Origin of the sequence: Streptomyces cinnamoneus (genome assembly GCF_014650495.1) — a bacterium.
In the GTDB taxonomy this organism is placed as follows: Bacteria; Actinomycetota; Actinomycetes; order Streptomycetales; family Streptomycetaceae; genus Streptomyces; species Streptomyces cinnamoneus.
Genome location: NZ_BMVB01000001.1, coordinates 545,017 through 566,997 on the forward strand (window position 1 = coordinate 545,017; position 21,981 = coordinate 566,997).

18 protein-coding genes are annotated in these 21,981 nt (G+C 74.8%); 7 read left to right on the top strand and 11 right to left on the bottom strand.

Annotated features, from left to right (window positions below):
- On the top strand, window positions 1–2,874 hold the full coding sequence (locus IE182_RS02420; RefSeq protein ID WP_190107901.1) for a patatin-like phospholipase domain-containing protein: 2,874 nt from the start codon (window positions 1–3) through the stop codon (window positions 2,872–2,874).
- A 1-nt stretch (window position 2,875) separates the two neighbouring features.
- On the opposite strand, the gene IE182_RS02425 is transcribed toward IE182_RS02420, so the two are convergent.
- From IE182_RS02425 to IE182_RS02440, 4 genes are all read right to left on the bottom strand, one after another.
- Entirely contained in the window at window positions 2,876–3,277 is a 402-nt protein-coding gene (locus tag IE182_RS02425) for a hypothetical protein (RefSeq protein WP_190107902.1), read from the bottom strand.
- Between the two features lie 33 nt (window positions 3,278–3,310).
- Window positions 3,311–3,724: an SRPBCC family protein gene (locus IE182_RS02430; RefSeq protein ID WP_190107903.1), complete on the bottom strand. Its 414-nt coding sequence runs from the start codon at window positions 3,722–3,724 to the stop codon at window positions 3,311–3,313.
- 129 nt (window positions 3,725–3,853) lie between these two features.
- Window positions 3,854–4,393, bottom strand: a complete 540-nt coding sequence (locus IE182_RS02435) for a DUF4232 domain-containing protein (protein WP_229844516.1) — start codon at window positions 4,391–4,393, stop codon at window positions 3,854–3,856.
- Window positions 4,394–4,572: 179 nt separating this feature from the next.
- Window positions 4,573–5,163: a hypothetical protein gene (locus tag IE182_RS02440; protein WP_190107904.1), complete on the bottom strand. Its 591-nt coding sequence runs from the start codon at window positions 5,161–5,163 to the stop codon at window positions 4,573–4,575.
- Window positions 5,164–5,288: 125 nt separating this feature from the next.
- Here IE182_RS02440 and IE182_RS02445 point away from each other — a divergent pair, with 125 nt between their 5' ends.
- Window positions 5,289–6,713 (top strand): cytochrome ubiquinol oxidase subunit I, encoded by a 1,425-nt coding sequence (locus tag IE182_RS02445; protein ID WP_190107905.1) that lies wholly within the window; start codon window positions 5,289–5,291, stop codon window positions 6,711–6,713.
- A 63-nt stretch (window positions 6,714–6,776) separates the two neighbouring features.
- A complete protein-coding gene (locus IE182_RS02450; RefSeq protein WP_190107906.1) occupies window positions 6,777–7,799 on the top strand; it encodes a cytochrome d ubiquinol oxidase subunit II in 1,023 nt (340 codons plus the stop codon).
- Window positions 7,800–7,835: 36 nt separating this feature from the next.
- Here IE182_RS02450 and IE182_RS02455 read toward each other — a convergent pair whose 3' ends face one another.
- From IE182_RS02455 to IE182_RS02470, 4 genes are all read right to left on the bottom strand, one after another.
- Window positions 7,836–8,969, bottom strand: coding sequence for an alpha/beta hydrolase family protein (locus IE182_RS02455; RefSeq protein WP_190107907.1), 1,134 nt, complete (start codon window positions 8,967–8,969; stop codon window positions 7,836–7,838).
- Between the two features lie 99 nt (window positions 8,970–9,068).
- Window positions 9,069–10,079 (bottom strand): SCO0930 family lipoprotein, encoded by a 1,011-nt coding sequence (locus tag IE182_RS02460; RefSeq protein WP_190107908.1) that lies wholly within the window; start codon window positions 10,077–10,079, stop codon window positions 9,069–9,071.
- A 118-nt stretch (window positions 10,080–10,197) separates the two neighbouring features.
- Window positions 10,198–11,712, bottom strand: coding sequence for an NADH-quinone oxidoreductase subunit NuoF family protein (locus tag IE182_RS02465; protein ID WP_190107909.1), 1,515 nt, complete (start codon window positions 11,710–11,712; stop codon window positions 10,198–10,200).
- Complete coding sequence (locus IE182_RS02470; protein ID WP_229844517.1) at window positions 11,709–12,398, bottom strand: hypothetical protein; 690 nt, start codon at window positions 12,396–12,398, stop codon at window positions 11,709–11,711. Before IE182_RS02470 ends, IE182_RS02465 begins: the two co-directional genes overlap by 4 nt.
- 286 nt (window positions 12,399–12,684) lie before the next feature.
- On the opposite strand from IE182_RS02470, the gene IE182_RS02475 reads away from it, so the two are divergent.
- Window positions 12,685–13,782: a PucR family transcriptional regulator gene (locus tag IE182_RS02475; protein ID WP_308432044.1), complete on the top strand. Its 1,098-nt coding sequence runs from the start codon at window positions 12,685–12,687 to the stop codon at window positions 13,780–13,782.
- 121 nt (window positions 13,783–13,903) lie between these two features.
- Here the strand turns inward: IE182_RS02475 and IE182_RS02480 are convergent, their stop codons facing one another.
- Together IE182_RS02480 and IE182_RS02485 are read right to left on the bottom strand one after the other, a co-directional pair.
- Window positions 13,904–15,301: a DUF1996 domain-containing protein gene (locus IE182_RS02480; RefSeq protein WP_190107911.1), complete on the bottom strand. Its 1,398-nt coding sequence runs from the start codon at window positions 15,299–15,301 to the stop codon at window positions 13,904–13,906.
- 4 nt (window positions 15,302–15,305) lie between these two features.
- The gene (locus tag IE182_RS02485; protein WP_308432045.1) at window positions 15,306–16,127 is read right to left on the bottom strand and encodes a DUF4142 domain-containing protein; all 822 of its coding nucleotides are present in this window, start codon (window positions 16,125–16,127) and stop codon (window positions 15,306–15,308) included.
- A gap of 306 nt (window positions 16,128–16,433) precedes the next feature.
- On the opposite strand from IE182_RS02485, the gene IE182_RS02490 reads away from it, so the two are divergent.
- The 3 genes from IE182_RS02490 (at window position 16,434) to IE182_RS02500 (ending at window position 20,081) form a co-directional block, all read left to right on the top strand.
- A complete protein-coding gene (locus tag IE182_RS02490; protein ID WP_190107912.1) occupies window positions 16,434–17,120 on the top strand; it encodes a hypothetical protein in 687 nt (228 codons plus the stop codon).
- Window positions 17,120–17,515 carry a hypothetical protein gene (locus IE182_RS02495; RefSeq protein WP_190107913.1) on the top strand — a complete coding sequence of 132 codons (396 nt, stop codon included), beginning with the start codon at window positions 17,120–17,122 and terminating at the stop codon, window positions 17,513–17,515. The genes IE182_RS02490 and IE182_RS02495 overlap by 1 nt, the downstream gene beginning before the upstream one ends.
- 223 nt (window positions 17,516–17,738) lie before the next feature.
- Entirely contained in the window at window positions 17,739–20,081 is a 2,343-nt protein-coding gene (locus IE182_RS02500; protein ID WP_190107914.1) for an Orn/Lys/Arg family decarboxylase, read from the top strand.
- Between the two features lie 180 nt (window positions 20,082–20,261).
- Here IE182_RS02500 and IE182_RS02505 read toward each other — a convergent pair whose 3' ends face one another.
- On the bottom strand, window positions 20,262–21,095 hold the full coding sequence (locus tag IE182_RS02505; protein WP_190107915.1) for a maleylpyruvate isomerase family mycothiol-dependent enzyme: 834 nt from the start codon (window positions 21,093–21,095) through the stop codon (window positions 20,262–20,264).
- Window positions 21,096–21,981: the final 886 nt, after the last annotated feature.

Sequence of the window (21,981 nt, forward strand, 5' to 3'; positions counted from 1 at the left end):
ATGCGGCCCCGGACGGGGCTGCTGCTGGCCCTCGCCGGCGTCCTGCCGTTCTGCGCCGGCCTGGCCTTCTACCTCTGCACGGCCGAGGTCGACACCACGCCCCTGCAGCTGGCCGGCAGCGCCGCCGCGGCCGTACGGGTCCTCGGTGACCGCGCCGATGCCTTCCGCGACGCGCTCCACGCCGACCACGTCTTCGTCGCCGGCTACACCATCACCCTGGTGTGGGTCTTCCTGCTCGCCCGCCGCACCCTCGCCCGCCACGTGAACCAGCAGAACCTCGCCGTGACGGGCGCCGTGGCCGCGGTGGTCGCGGGACTGTGCGACGTGGCCGAGAACCTGCTGCTCGCCCACGGCATCCCGCACGCTGCGCAGGGAGCGAACGTGCCGTTCGCGTGGGCGACCGGCTGCGCCACGGTCAAGTGGGTGCTGCTGGCCCTGACCGGGCCCGTCGCGGTCGTCCTCTTCACCATCACGGTCAAGCGCGCCGCCTTTCACGCCGTGCCGTTCCTGCGGCGCCGCGCCGCCCCGGCCCCGGCGCCGGCCGCGGCCGGCGACTCGGGACAGCCGGCGCCGGCCGCGGCCGACGACGACCGTCCCGAGGTGATCCCGCCGTGGCCGGTGGTGCGGGCGGACGGCGCCCGCTGGCCCCGGGACTCGCGGACGGACCCGCCGACGGGCAGCGCGGTCCGCTGGCTCAACAGCGGCCGGGTCCCGCCCAAGCGGGAGCAGGGCGCCCTGGGGTTCTGCGTCTCCGGCGGCGGCATCCGCTCGGCCTGCGTCACACTGGGCGCGCTGCAGGTCCTCCGCGACGACGTGTGCAGGGCCCGCTACCTCGTTTCCGTCTCCGGCGGCGGCTACCTGGCCGGCGCCCTGCAACTGGCGCTGAGCGGCCCCCTCGAAGAAGGGACCACCTCGACCCTGAACCCGGCCTGCGCCGTCCCGGCCGACGTCTTCGGGCCCGGCACCCCGGAAGAGGACCACCTGCGCCGGCACTCGAAGTACCTCGCGGAGGGCACCGGCCAGTGGCTGACCGCCCTCGGCGTCCTCCTGCGCGGGCTGCTGGCCTCCCTGGGCCTGCTCGTCGCCGTCCTCCTCGTCCTGGGGCTCACCCTGAGCTGGGCCTACCACCGCGTGCCCGTCACGGACCTGACCTGCCTGGCCGGCAGCGCACCGCCCTGCACACCCGGTTTCCGCCCCCCGGCCGTCGCGGCCATCCTGTGCTGCCTCGGCGCCGCGCTCGCGTGCTGGCTCATCTGGCTGGTGACCTTCGCCTGGACCTCCCGTTCCCGCCGTCCGCCCCTGTGGGCGGCCAGAGCGTTCCGGCTGCTCGTCGTCCTCGCCCTGTTCCTGGCGCTCGCCGTCCTGGCCCTGCCCGCCGTGGCCTGGGGAGCGATGTGGCTCAAGCACTGGACGGACGTGGGCGTACGGGGCGTCGGCGCGGGCGCGGGCCTGACCGCACTGCTCACCTACGTGGCCGTCCTCGCCGGCACCCTCTGGCGCCGCCGCCAGGTCGTCGGCGGCGGCATGAACAAGCTGTTCGGCGCCGGGCGGCGCGCCTCCAGACTGAGCCAGGCCGTACCCACCAGTTTCACCCAGTACCTGATGGTGTGGCTGGTCCTGCTGCTCCTGACGCTCATCTCGCTGATCGTCCTGGGCTGGGCGACCGCCACCGGGCGCACCTGGCACCCGGGCTGGCAGCTCGGCATCCCCGCCGCCGTCCTCGCGGTCGCCCTGTGCCTCGACCAGACGTGGATGAGCCTCCACCCCTTCTACCGCTACCGGCTGGCCTCCGCGTTCGCCGTCCGCCGCTGGAAGGAGAAGGACGGCGAAACGGTCGCCCGGCCCTACGACTTCGCGAAGGAACCCACGAAGCTGTCCCTGTACGGCGGGCAGCGCGCGGGCTTCCCCCAGGTCATCTTCGCCGCCGCGGCCAACCTCTCCGGCAGCGACCGCACGCCCCCGGGCCGGCGCGCGGTCTCCTACACGTTCTCCCACGACTACGTCGGCGGCCCGGACGTCGGATACGTCCGGACGGACCGGCTGGAGGAGCGCACCGAGGGGACCATCGGCGCCGACCTCACCGTGCAGTCCGCCGTCGCCGTCTCCGGCGCCGCCTTCGCCTCCGCCATGGGCGGCCAGGCCAGGGTGTTCCAGACCCTCTTCGCCCTCACCAACGCCCGGCTGGGGACCTGGGTGCCCAATCCGGCCTCCCTGACCGGGCTGTGGGGGCCGGAGCCCGACTGGACGCTGCCGCCCCAGCCGCGCCTGCGGCGGCTGCACTACCTCCTGAAGGAGATCGCCGGCCGCTACCCGATGGACGACCGGCTGCTGCTGACCACCGACGGCGGCCACTACGAGAACCTCGGGCTCGTCGAACTGCTGCGCCACGGGGTGCGCACCGCCGTGTGCATCGACGCCAGCGGCAGCAGCCCGCCCTTCGCGGGCACGCTGGCCGACGCCATCGCGCTGGCCTACGAGGAGCTGGGCGTCAGGATCGTCCTGGACGACGCCGAAGCACGACAGCTCGTGCCCGGCAGTGCCCGCCCCCTGCAGCCCGAGGACCCCCTGGCCGCGCTCAACGCCCGCCTCTCGGCCCGCACGGTGGTCACCGGCGACATCTTCTATCCGCACGAGCTGATCGTGGACGGGCAGCGCGTCGGCACCAAGGGGAGACTGATCGTGGCCCGGGCGGCGCTCACCCGCAAGCTGCCCTACCCGCTGCTCGCCTACGCCTCGGCCCACGCCGTCTTCCCCAACGACGCCACCAGCGACCAGTGGTTCGACCACAAGCAGTTCGAGGCGTACAGGGAGCTCGGCCGCTTCATCGGCCAGGAGGCCGCGGAAGCGCTGCACCGTCCCCGGCCGCACCGGTGAGTCATACCGTCCTGGTCAGCATCCAGAACCGGATGAAGGCGATCGTGAACGCGAAGTCGATGGCCGCGGGCACCAGGACCAGGGGCCGTGCGAGGTCCCAGGCGTACAAGGTGGTCAGGTTCACGACGTCGAAGAGCTTGGCCAGGATGCCCAGGAGCACGATGCCGCGGTTCTGCGTCACATCGCGCGCGACGATGTGATAGCCGATGCCGATGAGGACGACCGCGAACCCGAACCCCGCCCACAGGCGCAGCGCCATCGCGTCCCGGGTGACGTCCGGCACGTACGACAGGTCGTAGGACCAGCGCCGCGCGAAGACGATGGGAAGCCCGATCACATAATTGAACAGCGCCGCCACGAGGAAGACCCGCGACCAGAACGTCGTGTTCAGCGAGACGACCATCGCTCCTCCGGATGCCTTCGGTGCCCGCCGCGGTCAGCCGGGGCTGCCGTCCACCCGCAGGCGGACCTGTTCCTCCAGGCGCTCCAGGCTCCGGGCGAGGGCGGCGCGCACGGTGTCCCCGCCGGGGTCGTCGGCCTCGTCGAAGAACGACAGGTGGATGGTCACCTCGCTCGCACCGCTGCCGATGCCGGCCACCTGCAGCCAGCCGGCGTAGTTGCCGGTGTCCCGGGTACCCCACTCGACCCGCATCTGTTCCTTGTCCGCACGGAACAGCGCACGTTCGTCCGCGCCGGTGCGGTCCTCGTGGACGGTCACGGCCGGCAGTTCCTCGGCCTTGACGTGCAGGTCCTCCGGCAGCCAGCTGCCGAGCATCTCCACGCTGTTGACCTGGTCGAAGACGTGCTCGGGCAAGGCCGGCATCGTCCGGGAACGCTCGTATTCGCTCATGCCCTGCCCATCGTCGGTGCGGACCCTTCCCCTCCCGCATGCCCGGGCGGCGGCCCGCTGCGTCGCAATGCCACCCGTTCGCCCCGGCGCAAGTCCGCCGTTCGGCCCGTTCCCCGCCGGCCCGGGGGGTCAGCCGCGCACCGGCACCTGGTGCGCGACCGCCGTGACGTGCAGTTCACCGAAGTCGACCACGTCGTCCAGCGCGATGGTGCGGTGCGTGGTGGCCGCCGGCGGGGTCACCTGAAGGGAGGCGGCCTTGTGCGCCTGGGTGCCGGTGTGCGTCCAGGAGACGACTGCCCGGGCCGTTCGGCCGGGACCGAGGACGACGAGCCGGTTGCCCGGGTCGTCGGCGTACCACGTGCTGCCCCGCACGGTGCGGGTCGGCAGCGGGGTGTGCCGCGCGTCCTCCAGCCCGAGACCGGGGTAGCCGCGCAGGGCGCAGGCGCGGCCGGAGGTGTTCTTCAGCTCCAGCGTGCCCCCGGCGTGGTTCATACCCCCGCCGAGGCGTTCGGCGAACCCGATCCGCAGGTCCGAGGTGCCGCAGGTGGCGACGGCCGCCCCGGCCCGGTCGGCCGCGGAGGTGGCGGCGTGGGCCGGGACCACGGCCGTCGCGAGGACGAGCGCGGCGGCCGCGGCGGTGGCGGATGTCCTGCTCTTGTGGCGTATCACGAGCACTCCTTGTTCGAGGTCGGCCGCGACCCGGTGGGGTGGCCGGTCCGTCTCCGTGCGCCACCCGGGCCCGGCCGGGAACGACAAGCCGCCTACCCCCTGTCGTGCCCGTGAACACAGGGGAGACGTAAGGAAGGCGGATCCCGGCCATCCGCCGCACCGCGGCCACCCCGCCGGCCTCAGGAGCCGGCCGCGTCCACGAGGAACACCGCCCCCACGAACAGGGCGAGGAACGCCACCACGGCCCCGCAGCCGCCCAGCGCCACGTTCCGCGCCAACAGCGCCGGACGTCCCGCGGCGATACGGCGGTTGGCGGCCCGCGCCAGCAGCGCGGCGGGGACGACGAAGGCCGTCACCGCACACCAGCACCACCCGTAGACCGCCGGGCTCCCCACCGCGCCGCTCACCGCCGCGACGACCAGCCCCACCGCGGCGACCAGGACGGCCGGGACCGCGGCGCCCGCGACCGGTACCCACCACCAGGCACCGCCGTGGCCCCGGCGGGCGCCGGCCCGGCCCGCCAGCCAGAGGGCGGGCAGTACGAGAGTGACGGTCAGCAGCAGGGCGAACGCGGCCAGGAGGGGCACGACGACCGGCAGGAAGACGACGCCGAAGATGCCGCTGTCGTCCCCGTCGGGGTCCGGGTGCCGCGTCATGCCCCACAGCGCCAGGCCCGTTGTGGCGAACACCGTCTCCACCAGGAGCGCGGCCGTCGCCACGCGGATCGCGGAGAACGTCCACACCGGGTCACGTCGTGCGAGTGCTGTCACCCTCCGATCATCCCCGGCCGCCCACCGGGCCCCACGGGCGGTCCCGCCGGCCTCGGTCCGGCGGACAGGGGGCCGTGCGGAGTAATGCCGGTTTGTGGTGATGTGCGGTGGGTATCCCAGCCGCCATGCCCACCCGCACCGGGCCATTCTGCGTGGCCGACGCCGTCTGCACGGCGGCTTCCGCCGCCACCCCCGGAGACCTGTCGGCGGCCCGCGCCCAGATGGGCTTCTCCCTCGCGTGGCACATCGTCGTGGCCTGCCTGGGCGTGGGGCTGCCGCTGCTGACCCTGCTCACCGAGTGGCGCGGGCTGCGCACCGGCGACCGCGCCTGCCGCCTGCTGGCACGGCGCTGGGCCCGCGCCATGGGAGTGCTGTTCGCGGTCGGCGCCGTGTCCGGGACCATCCTCAGCTTCGAGCTCGGCCTGCTGTGGCCCGGGCTGATGGGCCGCTACGGACAGGTCATCGGACTGCCCTTCGCCCTCGAAGGCATCGCCTTCTTCATCGAGGCCATCTTCCTCGGCATCTACCTGTACGCCTGGGACCGGCTGCCGCCCCGCGCCCACCTGTGGACCGGGGTGCCGGTCGTCGTCGCCGGGGTGGCGTCGGCGTTCTTCGTCGTCTGCGCCAACGCCTGGATGAACCAGCCGACCGGCTTCACCGAGCACGAGGGCCGCATCACCGCCGTCGACCCGTGGGCCGCGATGCTCAACCCCGCGAGCCCGCCCCAGACCGTCCACATGATCCTCGCCGCCCTGATGGTGGCGTCCTTCCTGACCGCGAGCGTCTACGCCGTCGCCATGCTGCGCGGGCGCCGCGACCCCTACCACCGCACGGGCTTCCTCCTCCCGTTCGCCCTGGGCGCGGCCGTCACCCCGCTGCAGCTCGCCGTCGGCGACTGGGCCGCCCGCTTCGTCGCCGCCAACCAGCCCGTCAAACTCGCCGCCATGGAGGGCGTCTACCGCACCGGCAGCCACGTGCCGCTCACGCTCGGGGGAGTGGGCGGCCGGGACGGCCTGCGGTACGGCATCGAGATCCCCAGCGGGCTGTCCCTGCTGATCGGCGACAGCCCCGGCACGGTCGTCCAGGGCCTCGACCGGGTCCCGCGCAGCCGCTGGCCCGCCGTGACCGGCGTGCACTGGGCGTTCGACCTGATGGTCGGCGCCGGCTTCTTCCTCCTCCTGATGGGCGCATGGCTGCTGCTGTCCTGGTGGCGCGCGCGCCGCAGCGCCGGCCGCGACCTGCTGACCCTGCGCGGCACCCGCGTCTTCCTGCTGCTCGGCGCCCTCACCGGGCCGGCCGCGGTGGTCGCCCTCGAATGCGGCTGGTGCGTGACCGAGCTCGGCCGCCAGCCCTGGGTCGTCCAGGGCCTGATGACCGTGCACCAGGCGGTCAACCCCGCGCCCGGCGTGATGGCGGGCCTGTGGCTGGTGCTGGTCGTCTACGCGGCCATGACAGCGGCGACCGTCTACGTGCTGCGCCGGATGGTCACCGAGCGGCCCGTGCCCATCGCCCCCCAGGAGCGGGACATCGAGGAGTACCCCGTCGTCTGAGGCCCCCCGGGCCGCACGCGCCCGGCGGGTCCCGCCCGTCCGTCCCCCGAGAGGTTGTGACCGATGCTCGCCGACGCGACGCTCGCCGTGATGTGGACCGGGCTGACGTGCTACGCGCTGTTCGGCGGCGCGGACTTCGGGGCCGGCCTGTGGGACCTGCTCGCCGGGAACGCCCGGCGCGGCGCCCCGCAGCGCCACCTCATCGAGCACACCATCGGCCCCGTGTGGGAGGCCAACCACGTCTGGCTCATCTTCGTCGTCGTCCTGCTGTGGGGCGGCTTCTCGCCCGTCTTCGCCGCCGTGCTCTCCACCCTCTACCTGCCGCTCACCCTCGCGGCGCTGGGCATCATCGCCCGCGGCGCGGCCTTCGCCTTCCGCAAGGCCAGCAGCGGCACCGCCCTGCGCCGGCTCTTCGGCGCGTGCTTCGCCGTCTCCTCCGTCGTCACCCCGTTCTTCCTCGGCACGGTCGCGGGCGCCGTCGCCTCCGGCCGGGTCCCCCCGGGGCTCGCGGCGGGCGACACCGTCACCAGCTGGATCAACCCGACCTCCGCACTCGGCGGCGTCCTCGCCGTCCTGGCCTGCGCCCACCTGGCCGCCGTCTACCTGTGCGCGGACTCCGTCCGGGAAGGGGACGACGCGCTCGCCGACGCCTTCCGGCGCCGCGCCCTCGTCAGCGGCGCGGCCTGCGGCGTCGTCGCGCTGGCCGGTGCCGCCGTCCTGCACGCGGACGCGCCACGGCTCTTCGACGGACTCACCCACCGCGCGCTGCCCCTGGTGCTGCTCAGCGCCGCCGGCGGGGTCGCCGGGCTGGTCCTGGTCGGCCGCCGCCGCTACGTCCCGGCCCGCCTCGCCGCCGCGCTCGCGGTGGCCGCCGTCCTGTGGTCCTGGGGCGCGGCCCAGTACCCGCTGATGCTCGTTCCCGGCACCACCGTGCAGGAGACGGCCTCGCAGAGCAGCGTCCTCGCCGCGTGCCTCGCCAGCCTCGGCGTGGGGGCCGTGCTGCTGATCCCGTCCCTGTGGTGGCTCTACCACCTCTTCCAGGGCCACGACGGCCGCAGCCGCACGGAGAGCGGGCCGGCGAGCTGACGAAGCGCCAGATCACCGGCCCGCCGGGGCACGCCGTCACTTCATGAAGGTGACCTCGGGGTGGGCGGAGGACGGCCGGTCGAGCAGCGGGCTCGGCCTGCCGCGCAGGTGCCGGTCGAAGAACGCGGCCACGTAGTTCCTGGTCACGGCCGTCGCGCGGGCGGCGGATACCGTGCCGAGCTGGCCCTCGACCTGCTCCGGCGGGATCTGGCCGGGCATGCCGAACCGGTCCACGATCCACGGGACGTCGGTGAACGTCATGTGGCCGCCGGCGGGCACGTCCAGCCAGCGCTTCCAGCCCGTCAGCTGTTTCCAGGCCCGCTCCCAGTTCTCCTGGGGCTCGGGCAGACCGCTCCGACGGGCGCCCAGCAACAGGACGGGCTTGTTCAGGCCCTCGGCGGGCGGCTCGGTGAAGAAGTTGCCGTCGAGGTTGATCGCGGCGTCCACCCGCCGGTCCTCGCGCATGACCTCCACCGCGCTCGCGCCGCCGATGGAGTGCCCGGCGACGCCGATCCGCCGGGCGTCGACCCGCAGTTCGCTGCCGGGACCGGTCAGCCGGTCGAGCACGAACCGGAGGTCCTTGGCCCGGTTGCGCACGACGGCCCCGGGATCCATCCGGCTGTCGTCGCACAACGTGCACTTCTCGATGCGCCCGCCCGGGAACTCCACCGGCGCCTCGTAGGTGTGGTCGACCGCGGCGACGGCGTAACCGCGCGAGGCCAGGTCCTCGCCCAGCGCGGTGAGCGTGATGCGGCTCATCCCGAAGCCGGGGGAGAGGACGACCAGGGGCCGCGGCACGGGGGCGGGCCGCGCGCCGGCGACGGCGTGGGTCCGCACGCCGGCCAGGACGTCGTTGCCCAGGACCGCCCGGGACAGGGGCTTGGACACGTAGGGCGCCGCCGGCTCCCGCGAGGGGAGCGACGGGTACCAGAGCGTGACCATGAGCTCGCGGTTGCCGGCGGAGGGCTTCCAGGGGTCCTGCCGTGAGGCGTCGACCAGGTGCAGGGTCTTCGTGCCGAGCGGAATGCGGGTCGCCGGCGCCGGCACCTCCTGACCGGCCGTGGCGGGCGCGGCCGCCGGGGCCGCCGCCGCGGCGGCCGGGACCTGGGGAGCGGCGAAGGCCGCAAGGAGTGCGGCGGCCACGAAGGACCGCCGCGATGTCTTCCTCATCGAGCTGATCATGATCATTACGGTAATCAGGGCGATCCGGGCCCGGCATCCGCCTCAGGTCGGAGATGCCTTCCCTGTGGCGGAGGCCCGGCGGCCGGTTCAACCCGCCGGGGCGGCGGTGACCTTGCGGCCCTTGTCGTCGACGGCGAACCACTGGCCCTGCTTGCCCTGGCCGTTGACGTCCCCGGCCTTGGTGTCGCCGGTGAACCAGTACAGGGGCCAGCAGTCGGCGGCCAGTTGCCCGGTGCCGTCCGGCCGGGTCACCGTCGTGATCAGCTTCTCCGCGATGCCCTTGATCTCGGCCTTGTCCGCGGGCTTGGCGGGCTTCCACGTCTCCAGGCACGCGTCGGTGCACGCGAACTTCATGGGCCAGGCGCTGTCTTTGCTGAAGCGGTACAGGGTCCGGCCCTGGCCGTCCACCAGGATCTTGCCGAGCTTGGGGTTGTCGGAGACCGAGACGCCGTCGGCGGGTTGTTCCCCGGGTCGTTCCTTCGCGTCGCCGGCGCCCTGCCCGTCCCCGGTCTTCTTGCCGCCCGCCTTCTTCCCGTCGGGTGCCAGCGCGTTCCACGTGCCGCCCACGCCCTGGCCCTTGGTCTCGCCGGGCGCGGTGTCCTTGGCGTAGCGGTAGACGGGCCAGCCGCCCAGGGTCAGTTGCCGGCCGCCGTCCTTCCGCATGACCTCGCCCAGCGCGGAGGCTTCTATGCCGGTGGTGGCCGAGGCGTCGGCGGCGGGCACGGGGGGCCACGCCTTGGCGCAGTCGCCGTCGCAGTTCGACGCCGGCGGCTTTGCGGTGTCCTTGTCGAAGCGGTAGAGGGTGAAGCCCTTGCCGTCGGTGACGACCTGTCCGAGGTCCGCCGTCTCCCGGACCGCCAGTTTGCCGCCCGGCTCGCCCATGGCGCCGCTCTTGGCGCCGGTGTCCGCACCCGCCCCGGGCGCGGCCCCGGACCCGTAACCGGCCCCGTAACCCTTCCCGGCGTCCGAGGTGTTCGCGGCCGGCCGGACGTCGTCGCCGTCGCGTTCCTTCGCGGAGGGGCTGCCGCCGCACGCCGCCGTCAGCATCATGAGGGTGATCGCCGCTCCGGCGAGGGACGCCTGTCGCCGCTTGCTCATGTCGGTGTTCCTTCCTGGTGGGTGGAGCCGGCGGGGGCCGCCGGCACGTGGGGGTACGGGAGGGGATCCGAGGCTGCTCAGCGGATCCACGAAGTTGTCACGAGGCGCTAAAAAACGGTCAGTTGGCATTGCTCGTGGTCTCGATCCGCAAGGCGAGTGCGGGGCAGCGCCGCACCGCGCGCAGGGCCCGCGGCCGCATCCGCGCGGGCACGGCCATCGCCGCCCGCTCCGGATAGCCGTCCGGCCCCAGCCGCAGCAGACCGGGCAGCAGGTCGGCGCACAGCCCGTGGCCGCGGCACAGCGTCCAGTCCACGAGCAGCCGCTCCTGCGGAGCCGGCCGCGGGGAACGGGCGCCCGCCGCCGTACCGCCGGGGCCGGTCCGCGCGCCGTCCGGCAGCGGCAGCACCCCGAGGACGGGACGGCCGCAGCCGCTGCCCAGCGCATGCGCCTCGAAGTCCTCGGCGAACGCGGCCAGGGACGAGGTCACGAAGCGGGAGGTGCCGTCCGGGTGGCCGCAGGCCCCGCGCCGCTCTACGGCACGTATCCGCGCCCGCACCCCCTCCAGTGCCTGCCGGCCGCCGCCGTGCGCGGCGTCGAAGAGGCTCTCGGCGAGCGCAGGCAGCCCCTGGAAGCACGGGCCGCACTGCCCCGCCGTCTCCGCCGCCAGCCACCGCGCCACCCGGGCCGTCTCACCGACCGGGCACGTGGACTCCGGCAGCGGGAGCAGCGCCCCGGCCCCGAACGCCGCACCCGCCGCGGCCAGCGCGTCGCGGGAGACCGTGGCCGAACGGGCGTCGCGCGCCGACAGCCAGCTGCCGTGGTAGCCGCCCACCAGCACCCCCTGGCCCGGGTCGGTGCCGCACAGTTCGAGTGCGTAGGGCAGCGACAGCCCGGTCGGCGTCTCCACCACGTGCCGGCCCGCGACGGTCAGCAGGACGGTGCCCGGCTCCTCCGGCAGCCCCAGCTCGCCGAAGCGCGCCGCACCCAGCCGGGCGGCCACGGCCAGCTGCGCGAACGTCTCGGTGTTGGACACCAGGGTCGGCACTCCGCCCAGGCCGCTCTCGCTGGAGCGGACCTTGCGGCCGGACGGCAGCGCCGGGCCACCGCCCACGCCGCGCACCAGCGCCGTCCCCTCGCCCGTGACGAAGCGCTCGGGCAGCCGCACCACGCGCACCTCGGGTTCGAACGTGCCGCGTTCGGCCGCCGCCCGGCGCACCGACCGCTCGACGTCCTCCCGGGTCACGCCGATGGCCACCTGCTCCGCACCGAGCGCCCCGGCCGCCAGCAGCGCCCCGTCGAGCACCAGGTGCGGGACGTGCAGCAGCAGCGCAGTGTCCTTCAGGCAACCCGGCTCGCCCTCGGTGCCGTTGACCACGACCGCCGCCGGACCGCCGCCCGCCCGTTGCAGGGCGTCGGTGACCGCGCGCACCTTGCGTGCGAAGGGGAAGCCCGCACCGCCGCGGCCGCGCAGCCGGATCTCCTCGGCCAGCTCGGCCAGTTCACCGGCGTCCGGCGCCGGCGCCGGCCCGTGCAGGGCCAGGTGGGCCGTGCGGTCCAGCCACGCCTGCCGGTCGAGCCCGGCCAGCAGCCGCGGCGCGCCCACGGCCGCCAGGGACGGCACCGGCCCCGTCACGCGTCACCTCCGCGCTCGGTGCGGGAGCGGCGCAACCGCAGGACCAGGGCGACCGCGGCCCCGGCCACGCACGCCGCGTACGACACCGTCACCCAGCCGCTCGCGGCACGGCCGGAGTACAGCCCGTGCACCAGCGCCGCGCCCCAGGCGGGGTAGGCGCTCATGTGCAGGGCCCGCCAGACGAGCGACCGGCCCATCGCGGCGAAGGCGCTGCGCACCGCCCCGGTCACGGCGACGGCGAGGAAGAGGTAGCCGGCCAGCGTGCCGAGGCCGACCAGCAGCGGGCGGGCTCCGTCGGTGAACGGAACGGCCACTGCCGTTCCGGTCGTATGCCCTTCGGCCACCTTCACCCAGATGTGCAGGGCCAGGAAGCCGAGCCCGGCCACGGCCAGGCCGCGGTGCACCCCCTGGGCGAACAGCCGGTGGGCGGAGCCCAGCAGCATCCGGTCGGTGGCGGCGAGCCCCCACATCACGGTGGCGGTGAGCGAGACCAGGGAGAGCACGCCCGCGCCGAAGTCGAGGAACTCCTGGGTGCGTTCCGCCACCCCGGCCCGGGCGGCCACGGCGAGCAGCAGCAGGATCGCGGCGGGCAGCGCCGGCCGGGCGGAGAGGCCGCCGGCCGGCCGGGAGCGCGCCCGGGGGCGGTACGGGGTGAAGACCGAGGGGGACGTGCGTGACGCAGGCATAGGGGCCTCCGACGGGCGGCCCGCGGTGGCGGGCGGACGCCCGTGTTCCTGAGAAATCCGGAAATCCCGCGCATCGGCGCAATTTCGCCGGGCGGTCGAATGAACAGCAGGATGCTCAAATTCCGCAACTCCTTCATAAGCTTTATCGCGCTGTGACAAATTCACGTGTGGCTGTCCCCACGGCGGTGGGTGGCTGTTGATGATGCCCACTCAGGCGAGAGGGTCCGACCATCCGTCCCGGTCCCCCTTGTCCGGTGCAGAGGTCCGGAGGTAGACGATGTGCGAAATGCTGAACCGCATCTGGTCACGGCCGCGCGGAGAATGGACACGCGTCCTCAGAAAGGAACTCCCCGCGGTCGCGGCCAGGGTGGTCGAGGAATTGCTGCGCGATACACCGGTATTCGCGGAGGTCACGGAGCGCGTCGGTCAGGACATGGCGCAGGACGCGGTGGAGCAGGCCCTGCTGCTCGCCCTGGGCCTTCGCGGACGCCCTCCCGGCGGCGACTGCACGCCGACGGCACCGAAGGTTCCCCGGCCCAGGAGCGGCAGCCGGGTCGTGACAACGATGCCGGGCGCCCGGGCCCGTCAGGCCCTCTTCGCCGCACTCGCCGAGGACCGCTGCCTGCCGGAGCGGGCCCTGGGAGAACTCGCCCGGCAGGCCGGCTGGCCGCTGCCGGGCCGCGTCCGCGCCGTCGTGCTCGCCGGTACGTCCGCCGCCGAGGCCGCCCAGGTGGGCCTGCAGCTCGCGGCCGCGCTCGGCCAGGGCCTGCTCGGCACCCTCGACACCGATGTCTGCGTGCTCGTGCCCGACCCCGGTCCCGAGACCCGGGCCGCCCTGGCGGCGGTGCTCGGCGGCCGGACCGCCGCCGTCGGCCACGCCGTGCCCGTGGCCGACGCCGTCTCCTCGCTGCGCTGGGCCCGGCGGCTGCTCTCCCTCACCCCGCCCGGCGCGGCCCCCGCCCACCGGCCCGTCTTCGTCGACGACCACCTCTCCGACCTGCTCCTGCTCCAGGACGAGTCGCTCGCCCGCGCCCTGTCCGCCCGCTGGCTGCGCCCGCTCGAAGGGCTCACCCCGCGGCAGAGCGAACGGCTGGAGGTGACGCTGCTCGCCTGGCTGGAGAGCGGAGGCGCACCGGAGGCCGCCCGGACCCTGCAGGTCCATCCCCAGACGGTGCGCTACCGCCTGCGCCAGATAGAGAAGCTCTTCGGCCCGGCGCTGCGGGAACCGCGCATGCGCTTCGAGCTCGAACTCGCCCTGCGCAGCCGCCGCCTGCTGGATCGTTCCCGCAGGGCGCGCCCCCGCCCGCAGAGCCGCCCCCGCCCCGTCGGCGCCACCGTCCGCCCGCTGGGACTCGCCCGGGAGGCCCGGGTCAACGGCCTGTGACCGGGCGGGCACGAGGCCGGCGGCCCCGGACCGGAAGGTCCGGGGCCGCCGTGTTCCCGGCACCGGGTGGAAGGGCGTCGGTGGGGAGACACCCGGCGCCGGGAGTGCGGGGGCGGGAGCTTCAGCAGCGCTGCCCGCGGTTGACGCAGCCCACCGCCTTCGCCATCAGGGCGTCGGGCATGACGTTGATGAAGTCGCCGTGGTCCGTCACCGGCTTGTGCAGCTGCTCCGGAAAGCTGTCCACCGCGAACGCGGCGCCCGCCGGCACGTCGTACGTGATGCGCTGCACGAGTTGCGGCACCGCCCGGAAGCCGCGCGGGCACGAGCCGTCGGCGCGGGCGAACGCCACGTGCGTGCGGTGGTTGGCGCTGTCGGTGGACCTGCCGTCCCAGCAGTTCTGGAACGCGAGCGTGCGGACCACGTCCGCGCCGTCCGGGCAGATGGGGTACTTGTCCTTGAGCTGGCGGTCCTCGAACCCGACGCAGCTCCACGAGGCGTTGGCGTTGCCCGTGCCGCTGGTGAACGCCTTCGCGTCACCGGTGATGATCCGCAGGAAGCGCGGCATCGCGGTCACCTTCGACGCGGGGCTGCCGCGGAACTGGAGGGTGACGGACGCCGGCCGCAGCACCTTGCCCATGTTCCCGTCGTGACCGCCGCCCGGCTTGTTCGCGTCCGGGGCGGCCTTGCCGTCCAGCAGCCGCAGGACCGGCCAGTAGTGCGTGGACAGGTCGCCGTTGGTGCAGGTGGTGCCGGCCGCGGCCAGGCTCGCGTTCGAGGAGAAGGCGTTCGTCGAGACGTTTCCGACGTAGTCGTGGGTGTGGTGCGCGCCGTTGCTCACGCCCGGGGTGACGATGACGTTGTCCGAGTTGAAGTGCCCGTTCTCGTTGCGGCCGCACGACGAGGTGAACGTTCCCGTCGAGCCGCCGGACCGGGCCGCCGGCCGGGGCCGTGCGGGGGCCTTGCGGATGTCGGCGAAGTCGGCGGGCGCCGGGCCGCCGGGCACGGCCTTCCCGAGCGAACGCACCTGCCCGCCGCCGTCGGCGGCGGCCTCCGTACGGACCTGCTGCGACGTGCAGCCGCTCAGTTCCGTCAGGTCGGACGGCCGCGCGGACCGCTCGCCTATGGCGTCCGCCATCCGCCCTATCGTCGCCGAGCGCTGCTGCTTGAGCTCGCCCAGCACGGCCCGGCCGTCGCCGCCCGACGCCGCCGCCCGTTCGTACGCCCGCGCCACCTGGGCGTCGAGCTCCGCGAGGCCCTCGGAGACCTTCTGCCGGGCCGGATCGGGCACCTCCCGCAGCCGGTCGCCGACGTCGGGACAGGCGATGGTCGCCGCCGTCCGCGCCGCGCCGGCCGCGCCGTCCGAGGTGCGCGCGGCCGGCTTGCCGGCGCTGCCGGCCGAGGCGTTGGCGGCGATGACCGCCGTCCCGCCGCCGCCCAGCAGCAGCGCCGCGGCCGCGGCGACCACGCGCGCCTTGAGCGGCAGGCGGCGCTTGTGGCCCTGTCGTTTCGTGGGGGTCATGCGATCACTTCATTTCCTCGTAGCTGTGCTGCACCGGGGCCTGGGAGGAGGGAGCCGGCGGGGACGTCCGGGGCGGAGCCGGGTCCTGGTGGGGGACCTGCGACGCGGCCGGATCGGGGGGAGGGGCCTGGGCCCCGGTGCGGGGGATGCCGGCCAGGCCGGTGTCCTCCAGGACGGTGATGTGGTCGAGGACGACCGTGTTGGCACGCGTCGCCAGCTCCCGCACCATGGCGTTGCCCGTCCGGTCCCGGACGAGCGCGACCAGCCCGAAGACCTTGCCGTGCGCGGCGCGCACCAGCTCGGCGAAGGTCCGGTCGAAGCCGGGCCCCCGGGCGGCGGACATCTGGTCGAGCCACCCCTGCTGCTGCTCGCCCGGCCGGTCCGGCAGATCGACGCCCAGCGCCCGGCCGGTGTCCAGGGACCGCTGGTCCAGCTCGGTGTGACCGTCGATCAGATGCCGGCCCGCCGTCCGGACGCCCTCGGTGGTCCCGCGCTCCAGGGCCATGCGCCCCGCGGGCTTCTCCCACAGCCCCGCCAGGCGGACCTTGCGCACGAAGTCCCGGTCCAGCGCCGTCAGCGGGCCGAACGCCGTCTCGCGCGTCCCTTGCCCGTCGTCGTTCCAGGCCGGACCGCCGGCCGCCGCCGGCCGGGCGCCGCCGAACAGCGACACCGGGATCAGCAGCGCCAGCAGCGTCGCGGCCAGCGCACCGACCACCAGCCACGTGCCGAGCGCCCGGCCGGAGCCCGGCCGCCCGCCCTCCGGCCGGACCCGCCGCCGGGCGAGGGACCGCATCAGTCCCGCTCTGATGGCGTGTGTCGAGCGCACGGGACGCATGGCGCCGCCTCCCTGGATCTCCTGGGCTGACCGTCGAATGGCCAGCGACGCTAGCGGCCCCGCGGCCCCGGACTCCGGGGGTTCGTCGGTATCTGACAAAGAGCCGGCCGCCGGGGCGGGGGGCTGTTACCGTGCGGCCGGACGCCGGGGGAACCGTGCCGCGCCCGGCCCGCCGCCGCTGCCCCGTGCGCCGGCGCATCACCGCCGCTGGCCGGCCGGGCGTTTGGCCGCCCCGGGCCGGGCTACCCGCAGGACGACGGCCCCTGACAGCCAGGGGCACCGACGGGAGGCGGCTCAATGACCACTGGTGCCACCATCGCCATCCTCGTCGCCCTCGCCGTCGTCTTCCTCGGCGTCGTCGTGGCCGTGCGGCTCGTCGGCCGCGGACCGCACTCCGGCGGCCGCGGCCTGCGACGGCGCTTCGGCCCCGAGTACGACGCCGCGGTCGCCCGGCACGACGGCGACGAGAAGGCGGCGGCGAAGGACCTGAAGGAACGACTGCGACGCCACGAGGACGTCCGCATCGCGCCACTGACGGCACAGTCCCGCGAGCTGTACGTCGCCCGCTGGACGGGCCTGCAGGAACAGTTCGTCGACGCCCCGGCCCGCGCGGTGGCCGAGGCCGAGCTGATGCTCGGCCGCCTCGCCCGGGAACGCGGCTTCCCGGCGGACACGTGGGACGAGCTCCAGGACTCCCTCACCGTCCACCACCCGCACACCGCGCACGGCTTCCGCGAGATCCACCTCGCGGCGGCCCGGGCCCGGGCGGAGCAGGTCCCCACGGAGCAGCTGCGCGAGGCGCTCGTCCGGGCGCGCGGCCTCTTCGAGGACCTGGTCAGGGAACACCCGCAGGACCACCGGCCGCACCGGCACGCGCGGCACGGCGGCCCGCGCCCGGCGGAGCCGACGACCCGCGGGACCGGTGGCGCGATCCCCCAGCACGCCCGGGAAGGCGGGCGTGCCGCCCGGAAGGAGGGCCCGTGATGGAACAGCACACCGCACAGCACACCGCACAGCAGTACGCACCGGAGATCCCCGGCGGCCCCGGCGAAGCGCCCCCGCGCAACGGCGGGCCGGAGCACCCGCGTCCGGCCCCGCCGCCCGCAGCCGGACGGCTGCTGGCGGACCGGGAGCGCGAGCAGCTCGACGCCCGGCTCCAGGCCGCCCTCAGCGGCTTCGTCGACGGCCCGCGCCGCGCGGTCGAGGAAGCGGACGCCGTCTTCGACGCCCTGTCCGCGCGGCTGGCCGAACTCCTCGGCGAGCGCCGCGTCGCCCTGCGGACGGCCTGGCACGGGGAGAGCACCCGGGCGGGCACGGAGGAGCTGCGGACCCTCCTCCTCGGCTACCGCGACCTGACCGCACGGCTGCTGGAGATCTGACGCACCGGGCTCCGGCCCGTGCCGCGCGCCCCGTCACCGGCCCGGGCCGGCCCCACCGGCCCGCGGAGCACCGGTGCCGGGGCGCTCGTCGTCCACCTGACCGAATTCCTGCCCGCCGCTCCCCACCCACGGGTGGTTTGGCACTGCTCGGATCCCCCGGCCCCCGGACCGTCGCAAGACTGACGAGATGGACATCCGGATGATCGCATAAGAGGGGGACGACATGGGTGGCAGCACCGTTCTGTTCGCACTGCGGGAGGACCCGCTCGCCGGAGGCTCCGAAGGCGAACAACTGCGCAGGATCCGCAAGGAGGTCGAGGCCCAGGGACTGGAGGTGCGCTGGGCCCGCACCGAGGCCGAGGCGCGGGCGGTGCTGCGCACCGAAGCCGGCCTGGCCGCCGCGGTCGTCGCCTGGGACCTCTGCCCGGGCGCCGCCGGCGGCGGCGAGCCGGGCGGCTCCCCGGTGCTGCGCCAGATCGGCCGGCGCTTCAAGGACCTGCCCGTGCTCCTGGTCATGACGGACGAGGCCGACGACGACCTCGACCGCCTGCCCCTGTGGGTCTCGGAGGCCGTCATCGGCTACGTCTGGCCGCTGGAGGACACCCCCGCCTTCATCGCCGGACGGATCGTCAGCGCCGCCCGCGCCTACCGCGAGGCCGTCCTGCCGCCCTTCTTCAAGGCCCTGCGCAAGTTCGACGACGCCCACGAATACTCCTGGCACACCCCTGCCCACGCCGGCGGCGTGGCCTTCCTGAAGTCCCCCGTCGGACGCGCCTTCTTCGACTACTTCGGCGAACGGCTGCTGCGCAGCGACCTGTCGATCTCGGTCGAGGAGCTCGGCTCCCTCTTCGAGCACACGGGTCCCGTCGGGGACGCGGAGCGCAACGCCGCCCGGATCTTCGGCGCCGACCGCACCTACTTCGTCCTGCACGGCAACTCCACCGCCGACCGCATGGTCGGCCACTTCTGCGTCGCCCAGGACGAGATCGCGCTGGTGGACCGCAACTGCCACAAGTCCGTCCTGCACGGCCTGGTCCTCTCCGGCGCCCGCCCCGTCTACCTCGTCCCCACCCGCAACGGCTACGGGCTGGCCGGCCCGCTGCCCCCGGCCGAGGTCGCGGCGGCGGCCGTCGCGGACCGCATCGCCCGCAACCCGCTGGCCCAGGGGGCGGTGTCACCGGGCGCCGAGTACGCCGTGGTCACCAACTCCACCTACGACGGGCTCTGTTACGACGCCGTGCACCTCGCCCGCGAGCTCGCCCCCAGCACGCCGCGGCTCCACTTCGACGAGGCGTGGTTCGCCTACGCCCGCTTCCACCCCCTCTACGCCGGGCGCTACGGCATGTCCGTCGACGCGGCCGTCCTCGACGGCCCCGAACGCCCCACCGTCTTCGCCACCCAGTCCACCCACAAACTGCTGGCCGCGCTGAGCCAGAGCGCGATGGTGCACGTCAAGTCCTCGCCCAGGGCGCCCGTGGACCACGACCGCTTCAACGAGGCGTTCATGATGCACGGCACCACCTCGCCGCTGTACCCCGCCATCGCCTCCCTCGACGTGGCCGCCGGCATGATGGACGGACCCCAGGGGCACTGGCTGATCGACGAGGCGGTCACCGAGGCCGTCCGCTTCCGCCAGGCCGTGGTCCGCACCGGCCGGCGCATCGCCCACTCCGGCGACCGGCCCGCCTGGTTCTTCGACGTCTGGCAGCCCGCGACCGTCACCGATCCGGCCACCAAGGAACAGCACGCCTTCGCCGACGCCCCCACCGAACTGCTGCGCACGCAGCCCTCCTGCTGGCAGCTGGAACCGGACGCCGACTGGCACGGCTTCTCCGGGCTCGGCGACGGCTACTGCATGCTCGACCCGGTCAAGGTGACGCTCACCTGCCCGGGCATCGACGCCGCGGGCCGGTGGGACGACTGGGGCATCCCCGCCCGGGTGCTGACCGCCTACCTGGCCACCCGCAACATCGTCGTGGAGAAGACCGACAGCTACACCACCCTCATCCTCTTCTCCATGGGCATCACCAAGGGCAAATGGGGGACCCTGCTGGACGCCCTCATGGACTTCAAGGCGCTCCACGACGCCGACGCGCCGCTGGAGCAGGTCCTGCCCGGCCTCCTCGCGCAGTACCCGCGGCGCTACGCCGGCACGACCCTGTCCGGCCTGTGCCGGTCCATGCACGACCACCTGCGCCGGGCCGACCTGGTCACGCTGCTGGACACGGCCTTCCAGGAGCTGCCCGAGCCCATCGCCCCGCCCCAGTGGTGCTACCAGCAGCTGATCCGTCAGGGCACCGAGCGCGTACGGCTCGCCGACGCGGCGGACCGCGTGGCCGCGGCCATGGTCACCGTCACGCCGCCCGGCATCCCCGTCCTCATGCCCGGCGAGTCGACCGGGGCCCCCGACGGGCCGCTGCTGCGCTACCTCGGTGCCCTGGAGTCCTTCGACCGCGCGTTCCCGGGATTCCGCAGCGAGACCCACGGCGTGACCGTGGACGCCGAGACCGGCGACTACGCGATCGAGTGTGTGCGCGAGGACCGTCGGCCGGGCCGCCGCCCCTGACCGCCGCCGGCACGTCCCCGGCCCCCGCCGGCCGGAGCGTTCCCAGGGTTTCTCCCGTAGTGCTCCGGCGCCGGCCGGCGGCATGCTGACTGATGTGCGATCAGCGGCCCGTCGGGGATACGGGGGCCGGCGGGCCCGCGGCGCACGCGCCGGTCTGCTCGACGGGGGTGAGCAGACCGGTCACACGGGTGGGACGAGGGTGAAGTACCGGTCCAGCACCGCGGGATCGCCCTCGACCGCGTCGAGCCGGTCCGCGGGGAGGCGGTGCCAGAGGAAGAGCATCAGGTCCGACGCGGTACCGGCCAGCTCGACGTCGCAGGGTCCGCCGTCGTCACCGACGCGGACGTCGTCCCCGTCGAAGTGCACCGTCCACGCGCCCGGGCCGTCGGTCCGCCGGAACCGGAAGCGCTCGCCCGCTCCCCGGGGCGCCTTCGTCCACGCGCGCCGGGCCGGTGCCATGACGTCGAGGGCCTGGCCGACGGCGTCGTGCGCCAGCTCGGCATCGAGGGGCCGCGCCGCACCCAGGGCGTTCTCGGCGTCCCAGCGGTGCACGGCCGCCTCGATCGTCTGGATGCGCACCCAGAAGGCGACGGACTGCTCCTGCGACCACGTCCACACCCGCTCGGCCGGGTCACGGCCGGCGAACAGCGACTCCAGTGCCAAGGCCCCGTCGGTGAACCAGTCGACCAGGGTCTGCGGGACCGGGCCCCGGTTGGGCTCCTGCTCCGGCAGCGGCCAGCCCGTCGTGTCCGCGGGGAGCCGGAGGAAGGCGAGGTCCAGCGCCGCGGACGGGGTCCGGGCGATCAGGTTCGCGAGGTCGTCCGGTGGCTCCTGGAACCGTTCTGCGATGACGTGGGCCACGAATCTCTGCACCCCGCCCAGGTGTGCGACCAGGTCGGACACCGACCAGGCGGGGCAGGACGGGACCAGGGGCGCCGCGTCGGCGCCGGCTGCCCTGCGGGCGGCGGCCTCGAAGGCGAGGATCTCGCGACGGAAGTGCGGCAGACAGTCCATGTCCACACTCTGCCCCCGCGCCGGGCCCGGCATGTTCCATGGCGCGTTCCTGTCGAACGGCCGTTTGTGCGGCGGTCCGTGAGACGCAGCCCAGGAGATAAACCTCCGACGGGTGTGATCACGCAATATTCCGCCCATCGGGGTAATCCGGGTGTGAACACGCCAGGTTTCATGGGGGGAAGTGCAGGCTGTCCGGGTGAGGGGATGGCTGAGAACGGGATGTTCGGTGATGATCGCCCTGGCCGCCGTTGTGCTGGGCCCGGCGGGGGAGGCGGCCGCCGGTGACGGGGGCGCGGAAGCCGTGGTCGCCGGCCTGCCGGTGGTGACGGCCGTGGTCACCGGCCTGCCGGACCTGCTGCCGAGGCACCCGCCGTCGCACGTCGCCGTGGACGCGCTCGGCGGTGCCGTGACGGCCGAGGTGACCGACGACGGCAAGGGGTGCGTGAACGTCACGGCGCACGCCCCCGCCACGGACGCGGAGGTCTGGCTGACCTGCCGCAAACCGAAGCCCCCGGCCCCCGCCCCGCCGGCCCCGGCACCTCCGCCTCCCGGAGCCCCAGCCCCGGGAGCCCCGCCGGCCCCTGCGCCGCCCGCTCCGGGAGCCCCGGCCCCCGGGGCGCCGGCCCCCGCCCCGCCGGCCCCGCCTGCGCCAGGGGCCCCCGCCCCTGGAGCCCCTGCCCCCGGCGCTCCCGCACCCGGAGCCCCCGCACCTGGGGCTCCCGCGCCCGGCGCCCCCGCACCTGGAGCCCCCGCGCCCGGGGCCCCTGCCCCCGGCGCTCCCGCTCCTGGCGCCCCCGCGCCGCACCCTGCCCCGGCACCTCCGGCCCCTCCCGCCCCGCCGGCCCCGCCCGCACCCCCCGCTCCGGCACCCCCGGCCACCGCCCCG